The following is an 8240-nucleotide window of genomic DNA, read 5'->3' as shown; positions in this document are numbered from 1 at the left end:
AGGTTTTGTACGAAATTCCGGAAACCCAATTACTACCCCGCTGAAGCATTTTGTAGAGTTCGCAGCGTCATACGTTTCAACGTGTACGTTCTGGACCAAGCTACTTGCCCCTATTCTCATTTAAATGCACCGCATCTTTCGATGGGGTGCATTTTTTGTTCCGCAAAATTATAGCTTTCAATGCTTTCAAAATCCGCGATTTTATTTTTCGCACAAAAGAATAAGAAATACCCTACGTCTTTGAATATTGACCATGCCCAGCAAATTTCCTTATCGTAATTCTTACATCACAACAACCGTGATTGGATATTTTTCGACATTAAATATAAGACAGAAAAGGTTGCCAATTTCCAAGTCTACGGTCAATCGAAGGACGTGGAGTCTTAAATTTCGACCAGTGCCTAAGATAGGTTTCGACAGGTTTGATCACAGATACGAAGGGGTAACATATTGTGGTGACTGAAGTAAAGAAGCTTGTTCTTACCCATTATGAAAAACTGCAAGTTCGGGGTTTGTTGGATGAGGTTATTAAAGAGCCCGGAATGACAAATCAGTACAGCTTTATGGAAAAAGCAGTTCTGTATGCCCAAGAATTGCCACGAAGCATTCGTAAAGTATTCTACGACTTCAAACGAAAAGAAGAATTTGCGGCTCTTCTAGTTTCCGGGAATCCCGTTCTTCGACATGGTGCAGGGGCAACGCCAAAAGGGTATATTGAATTAGAAGAAGACTATTGTTTGAGTGACGCAAAAATCTTGCATGGCCTATACGGGTCATTACTGGGCGAAGGTATCGGATTCACTTCGCAGCGCGGGGGTAGCCTGTATAACAATATTATACCGTTTAAAGGGTATGGATGCATTGCCAATTCAAGTTCTGGGTCTGTTCTCGATTTTGGATTCCATGTAGAAGATGCATTTCACCCTGCTCGACCAGAGTACTTAGGGCTCGTGTGCATGCGTAATGATGAACGTGCAGCGACAGTTCTTTCTAGCATTGATGGCATCAAGCTTAGCGAGGAAGAAATAAATGTGCTATTTGAGTCGAGGTTTAGAATTTCTCACAACCCAATACACAACACATCTGACGTGGTCGAAGAAAACGCCCAGACAATTCTATTTGGCCATAGAGACGCACCCTATGTAAAAATTAATGCAGCCACTTTGGATGTCGGGGAATATGAAGGCATCGAACGTCAAGCGTTGGAAAAACTCTTAAATCACTTTTCAGAAAATCGCGTGACACTCATACTTGAGCAAGCGGATTGTGTCTTCATCGATAACTACCGGTGTGTACATGCACGTGATTCGTTCAATGCTAATTACGGTGGTGGCGCCCGTTGGCTATCTCGGGTTGTATTCGCATCAAGCCTGAGGAAGTCCCGAGAAATGCGGGACTCGGTAGATACTCGCGCTATCAATGCATAGGGTGAAGGCCGATGCATATCCTCAATAGTTCACTGGCGATTGCCTTCAGCTTTTGGCTGGATGACGAAAATAAACTATATAGCAGTCAATGGTTGAGTGCGAAGCGGCCAATTGTAGTATTGGATTCTGGCGTAGGGGGGCTAACACTGTCCCGGCAACTGGAACTTCTACTTCCTGAGGCAAGTATACTCTATGTGGTAGATAATGAATGGTTCCCGTACGGTAGCAAGTCCGGGGCTGAAATTTCTCAAAGGGTACAGCATTTAATTGATCAGCTCTATACACAAATTAGGCCGTTAGCTATCGTTGTAGCGTGTAATACCGCTTCCGTCGCTATGAAGGACTATGGTCTAGACTCATGTGTTCAGCACTGTTTCTTAATAACGCCCCCCCTAGAGGAAGCTGTTGAAATTTCCGACCAAAAAAATATCGTATTACTTGCCACTCCCGGCACGGTTAAGAGTAGGTATATTCGCCGCGCGATGGCCATAACAAGAAATCGGGCCAATATATGGCCAATAGCGGCGCAGCCGTTGGTAGCACTGTCTGAAGCCCGATTGGCAGGGCAGGAAGCAAGTTTTGCTAGTTTCACTAAGCTTGTGGATGACCATCTCACTACAAAACAGCGATTTTCAATTGACACAGTTATCCTTGGTTGCACTCACTTCCCTCATGTAATTAAAGACTTGGAAGGGATATTCCCATCCGTTCAGAATTGGCTCGACCCTGCAAAAAAAGTTGCTCTGCGGGTCGCATCTACAGTGAAAAAAAAGCACGCTTCCATTAGCCAGCCTTTAAAAGCTGTTATCTTTACAAGTAAGCAAGATATTATTGGCTATCGCAAGGTGTTTTCGAAAAATGGCTTCTGCACAGACATCAAAACCTTGACCGCTAATTTTTGATAGTTGGTTGGTCAGTCAACTAACATACGTTGTTAGAAACTGGAAATTTCATTGGTGCAGGCAGAGAACTTCAAATGTCAACGCAACGTCTTAGTGTCAGGTTTTTAGAAGTGGGGGATTTGACGCATGAATTTTCCAAATAAGAATTATCGTTGGGTAATTTTAGCTGTGGCTACTTTTGCACAAGCTAGCGCTTGTTTTTTCGTTCAAGGCTTTGGGGCTATCGCGTTAAATGTTCAGTCCGAGATGGGCCTCAGTAATTGGCAGATCGGCACATTGGTTTCGGCAGCACAGTTGATTCCGCTTTTTGGTCTATTGATTGCTGGCGAGCTATTGGATAGGTACAGTGAGCGATTTGTTGTTGGTGTAGGAACAGTAATCGTTGGCGTTTCATTGTGCTGCGCGGCGCTGGCAAATTCTTACACTGAATTGCTTATGATCCTAGTACTATTAGGTTTTGGATACAGCACGGCTCAGCCCGGAGGAAGCAAGTCTGTATCTAATTGGTTTCAAGGTAGTCAGCTAGGTTTTGCAATGGGTATTCGACAAGCTGGATTACCCCTGGGCGGCGCCATGGCCGCGTTACTACTTCCATTTTTTGCCAGCCAATACTCTGTTCAAACAGCTTTTTTGGTGGGCGGACTTGTAGCGTTGTTTGGTGCCATCTTATTTGTTTTGCTGTATAAAAAACCTGAGATAAGTCAGGGCATCGAAAGAAAAAAAATCAATCTAAAATTGGCGGCTGTGTCCCGACTGTCTATGGTAACCGAACCTGCCATGAGAAAAATCATGGTGTCCGGTGCTAGTCTCACTGCCTCACAGTATGCCATTTCAGTCTTCTTAGTTTTGTATCTTTATACCTCAGTTGGGCTTGATAGATCTACTGCGACGATGATGTTCTTCGTGGTGCTAGGGGCAGGCATAGTCGGAAGGGTTGTCCTAGCGGCTTGGAGTGATCATTGTGAGTCAGGAAGGTACTACCCCGTGATGACTTGTCTCGGTGCGGTAGCGGCCATATTGATGCTGTTACCCTTTTTGAATACAAAAAATTTGTTAATGCTAAGTGTTTTTATGGCGTTCACTGGTTTTTTTGCATACGGATGGTACGGTCCATGGGTAGCTTACATTGCAGAAACTGCTCCTGCTGATCGCAAGGGTTTTGCGCTGGGAATGGCCATGACAGCTAATCAGCTCTCCGTTGTATTGATTCCCCCGATTATTGGCTTATCACGGGATAGCCTTGGTACCTATGCTTATGGTTGGGGAACTTTAGCAATAGTATCTGTCATTGTGCTATTTACTACTTTCAACAGAAAACAGGGGAAATTAGACAAGAGAATGTGCAATTGAGGCGAAAAAAAACAAAGCAGATTTTTGTGAGTAATGAGGGTTCTAGGCTCTTTTTGAAGAGTCTGAGAAGATGGTCAGGCAAGGCGAAACCGCCGAGGAAGCGCAGTTTACTGGAGTAAATGAGCATTCCTGGGCGGTTTTCAAAGGAGCATCACCGAGAATCAAGGCTTTTCAGACAGGGGCTAGGCTCTGTACGAAAAGAGATGTCGCAAACACCGAATAGAGCAGGCCAGCTAGACCATAGCTGCATAGCTTTCCGCGACCTTTTCGAGGAAACAGCGCACCCAGGCATACGATCAGGATCGTCATTCACAATCAATGGCTACGTTAACCTGGCCGCTTGCATCCTGATCTTGAATGGCCACTGCTGCGAACAGCTGCGGTCAGATCTGCATCGCCATGCCGTCCACATTCATCGCTGCCTGGCGCAGGGCCTCGGAGCGCGTCGGGTGCGGGTGGCAGGTGAGGGCGATGTCTTCTGCCGAGGCCGAGAACTCCATGGCCACGCAGAACTCACCAATCATTTCACTGACGCTTGGCCCTACCAGGTGTACGCCCAGTACTTCATCGGTTTGGGCATCGGCGATGACCTTGGCGAAGCCTTCGGTCTCGTGGTTGATCTTGGCCCGGCTGTTGGCGGTGAAGGGGAACTTGCCGACCTTGTAGGCGCGTCCTTCTGCTTTGAGCTGCTCCTCGGTCTTGCCCACGGTGGCCAGCTCCGGGCGGGTGTAGATTACGCCAGGGATGAGGTTGTAGTTGACCTCGTGGGGCTTGCCGGCGATGCGCTCGATGCAGGCTACCGCTTCGTCTTCGGCCTTGTGCGCCAGCATCGGGCCGGACGTGACGTCGCCAATCACCCACACACCTGGTACTGAAGTGCGGTGGTGCTCGTTACCGAGCATGCCACGCTTGTCGGTTTCCAGGCCCACGCTTTCAAGGTTCAGCCCTTTGGTATAAGGGCGGCGGCCGATAGCCACCAGCACGTAATCGGCCTGCAGCGATTCTGCGGTGCCGCCAGCGGCAGGCTCCAGCGTCAGGCTCACGCCATCGGCACTTGCAGTAGCCTGGGTCACTTTACTGCCCAGCTTGAACACCATGCCTTGCTTGGCCAGTGCCTTCTGCAGGGTCTTGGCGGTTTCCGTGTCGGTGCCTGGGCAGATGCGGTCGAGGTATTCGATGACGGTGACCTGGCTACCCAGCCGGCGCCAGACCGAACCCAGCTCAAGGCCGATTACGCCGGCACCGATGACGACCAGGTGCTTGGGCACTTGCGGCAGCGACAGCGCACCGGTCGAGTCGATGATGCGCTGGTTGTCGATAGTCACGCCTGGCAGGGGGGTTGGCTCGGAGCCGGTGGCGATGACGATGTCCTTGGCCTGCAGCGCAGTTTCGCTGCCGTCTTCGGCCTTGACCACGACCTTGCCCACGCCATCCAGGCGCCCCCAGCCTTTGATCCAGTCGACTTTGTTCTTGCGGAACAGGTACTCGATGCCCTTTGTCAGGCCGGTCACGCTCTCATCCTTTTGTTTCATCATCTGGGCGAGGTTGAGGGTGGGCTTGACTTCGATACCGAGGTGGGCGAATTCGTCACCGCTGGCGGCTTCGTAAAGCTCGGAAGCATGCAGCAGTGCCTTGGAAGGCATGCAACCAACGTTCAGGCAGGTGCCGCCCAAGGTCGAGCGGCCTTCCACGCAGGCGACGCTAAGGCCCAACTGGCCAGCGCGGATGGCGGCGTTGTAGCCGCCAGGGCCACCGCCGATGATCACCACGTCATAAGATTTCATGGGTTCAACTCCAGGATGTAGAAGCGCGAGAGGGGCATAAGGTTAAGCTGAGAAGGAAAGATTGTATACAATCCACTGCATGGATAAGAACAGTTGGTTCTAGACCATGGTCTTGTTTAGAGGAAACATCCCACCAATGAACTACTCTGTTGCGGCGACGTTCGAAATATCAGGCGTCGTAGTCAATTAGGGATAGGAGGGTTGTTCATGCTTGCTCAACTTCCACCGGCATTGCAGAGCCTGCATCTGCCGCTGCGGCTGAAACTGTGGGACGGCAACCAGTTCGATCTGGGGCCTAGCCCGCAGGTCACCATCCTGGTCAAGGAACCACAGCTCATCAGCCAGTTGACCCATCCAAGCATGGATCAGCTAGGCACCGCATTTGTTGAAGGCAAGCTGGAGCTGGAAGGCGATATTGGCGAGGCCATCCGCGTGTGTGATGAGCTGAGCGAAGCATTGCTGGCCGGTGAGGAAGAAGTGCTGCCGCAGAGGCTTGCCCACGACAAGAGCACTGACGCCGAAGCCATCTCTTATCACTATGACGTCTCCAACGCGTTCTACCAGCTATGGCTGGATCAGGACATGGCCTATTCATGCGCTTACTTCCGCGAGCCCGACAACACGCTCGACCAGGCGCAGCAGGACAAGTTCGACCACTTGTGCCGCAAGCTGCGCCTCGATGCCGGCGACTACCTGCTCGACGTTGGCTGCGGCTGGGGAGGGCTGGCGCGTTTTGCGGCCCGCGAGTATGGCGCCAAGGTGTTCGGCATTACCTTGAGCAAGGAGCAGCTCAAGCTGGGTCGCCAGCGCGTCAAGGCCGAGGGGCTAGCCGACAAGGTCGACTTGCAGATTCTCGACTACCGTGACCTGCCCCAGGATGGCCGCTTCGACAAGGTTGTCAGCGTGGGCATGTTCGAACATGTCGGGCATGCAAACCTGGCGCTGTACTGCCAGAAGCTGTTCGGCGCTGTGAGGGAAGGGGGGCTGGTAATGAACCACGGCATTACCGCCAAGCACGTCGATGGCCGACCGGTCGGGCGAGGTGCTGGTGAGTTCATCGACCGCTATGTATTCCCTCACGGTGAGCTGCCGCACTTGTCGATGATCAGTGCCAGTATTTGTGAGGCGGGGTTGGAAGTGGTGGATGTCGAAAGCCTACGCCTTCACTACGCCAAGACCCTGCATCACTGGAGTGAGAACCTGGAAAACCAGTTGCACAAAGCGGCGGCGCTGGTGCCCGAGAAGACACTGCGTATTTGGCGTTTGTACCTGGCCGGGTGTGCTTATGCCTTCCAGAAGGGCTGGATCAACCTGCACCAGATATTGGCAGTGAAGCCGTACGCCGACGGGCACCATAACCTGCCGTGGACGCGGGAAGACCTGTATCGCTGAAACGGTCTTCAGGATACCCCGTCACTTTGTAGGAGCAGCACAAGGCTGCTCCTACAGGTCCTGTGCTTGTCTTGGAATGGTCCAACAAGCAGAGGGCTTATCTTAAAGAATTGGTGAGATCAGCCGCGCAATGCGCATCCCCAGTTGTTGCAGTCGATGCGTATCGCGGCTGTCCTCTGCAGTAATCTCCCGTGCCTGTTCAAAGTCATCGTTCAGCATGTGCTCGACCTGGTCGGCGAAGCTGCGGTCGACTGTCAGCAGGGTAATTTCGAAGTTCAGGCGGAACGAGCGGTTGTCCAGGTTGGCACTGCCAATCGCACTGACGTCGTCATCCACCAACACCACCTTCTGATGCAGGAACCCTGGCTGGTAACGGAACACGCGCACCCCTGCGCGTACCGCTTCAAAGGCGAACAGGCTGGAGGCGGCATAGACAATGCGGTGGTCCGGCCGTGATGGAATCAGCACGCGCACATCGACCCCTCGCAACACCGCCAGGCGCAAGGCGGCGAACACGGCCTCGTCAGGAATGAAGTAAGGGCTGGTGATCCACACTCTGCGAGTGGCGGAGTGAATTGCTTCAAGGAAGAACAGCGAGCAGGTTTCCTGTGGGTCTGCCGGGCCGCTGGCCAAGGCCTGGCACAGGACACCGTTGTCCGGGTAGGCATCTGGCAGGATCAGTGGCGGTAGCTGGCGCGTGGCCCAGTACCAGTCTTCGGCGAACGACTCTTGCAGGCAGGCCAGCACCGGCCCGCTAATCTGCACATGGGTGTCGCGCCAGGGTGAAAGCTGCGGGTGCTTACCCAGGTACTCGTCACCCACGTTGTGCCCGCCGATGAAACCGACCAGGCCATCCACCACCACGATCTTGCGATGGTTGCGGAAGTTGACCTGGAAACGATTGAACCAGCCGCGGCGGGTGGCGAAGGCATGGATCTGCACACCACCGTCACGCAGCACCTGGCTGTAACTGGCCGGCAAGGCGTGGCTGCCGACACGGTCGTAGAGCACGAACACCTGCACCCCTTCGGCGGCCTTGCGTAACAACAGTTGCTGCAGCGCTTTGCCAAGGGTGTCGTCATGAATGATGAAGAACTGCACCAGCACCACATCGCGGGCTTTCTCGATGGCAGCGAAAATGGCATCAAATGTGGCCTGGCCATTGATCAGCAGTTTCACCTGGTTGTTTGCCAGGCATGGCATGCGACCCAGCTTGGGCATGGCGCGCAAGGCTGCGTAGCTTTCCGACTCACGGGCAGTAAGGGCTTCCTCAACCCAGGGCCGCCAGTTGAGGTTGGCCATGGCCACGTGCATTTCCTGGTTGGCCTGGCGCCGCGCCTTGATGTAGGCATAGAACGAGCGGGCACCGAAGACCAGATAGGGAA

General features: G+C 52.5%; 6 protein-coding genes. 4 read left to right on the top strand and 2 right to left on the bottom strand.

The genetic code is table 11. The features are described 5' to 3' along the window. Window positions 1–455: 455 nt before the first annotated feature. From ACNQP3_RS28950 to ACNQP3_RS28940, 3 genes are all read left to right on the top strand, one after another. A complete protein-coding gene (locus tag ACNQP3_RS28950) occupies window positions 456–1427 on the top strand; it encodes a TauD/TfdA family dioxygenase (RefSeq protein ID WP_264316679.1) in 972 nt (323 codons plus the stop codon). A gap of 11 nt (window positions 1428–1438) precedes the next feature. Continuing rightward, the gene (locus tag ACNQP3_RS28945; protein WP_264316678.1) at window positions 1439–2329 is read left to right on the top strand and encodes a glutamate racemase; all 891 of its coding nucleotides are present in this window, start codon (window positions 1439–1441) and stop codon (window positions 2327–2329) included. Window positions 2330–2455: 126 nt separating this feature from the next. Further along, window positions 2456–3679, top strand: coding sequence for an MFS transporter (locus ACNQP3_RS28940; protein WP_179027451.1), 1224 nt, complete (start codon window positions 2456–2458; stop codon window positions 3677–3679). 383 nt (window positions 3680–4062) lie between these two features. On the opposite strand, the gene lpdA is transcribed toward ACNQP3_RS28940, so the two are convergent. Continuing rightward, a complete protein-coding gene (gene lpdA / locus ACNQP3_RS28935; protein ID WP_012274895.1) occupies window positions 4063–5463 on the bottom strand; it encodes a dihydrolipoyl dehydrogenase in 1401 nt (466 codons plus the stop codon). Between the two features lie 207 nt (window positions 5464–5670). On the opposite strand from lpdA, the gene cfaB reads away from it, so the two are divergent. Then, entirely contained in the window at window positions 5671–6855 is a 1185-nt protein-coding gene (cfaB, locus tag ACNQP3_RS28930) for a C17 cyclopropane fatty acid synthase CfaB (RefSeq protein ID WP_179027452.1), read from the top strand. 102 nt (window positions 6856–6957) lie between these two features. Here cfaB and cls read toward each other — a convergent pair. Beyond that, window positions 6958–8240, bottom strand: a 1283-nt coding sequence (cls, locus tag ACNQP3_RS28925; RefSeq protein ID WP_416470694.1) for a cardiolipin synthase, incomplete at its 5' end; no start/stop codon positions are given.

This window comes from Pseudomonas sp. LFS074 (assembly GCF_047978165.1).
Lineage (GTDB): Bacteria > Pseudomonadota > Gammaproteobacteria > Pseudomonadales > Pseudomonadaceae > Aquipseudomonas > Aquipseudomonas putida_P.
This window is presented reverse-complemented; position numbering and strand designations above follow the sequence as displayed.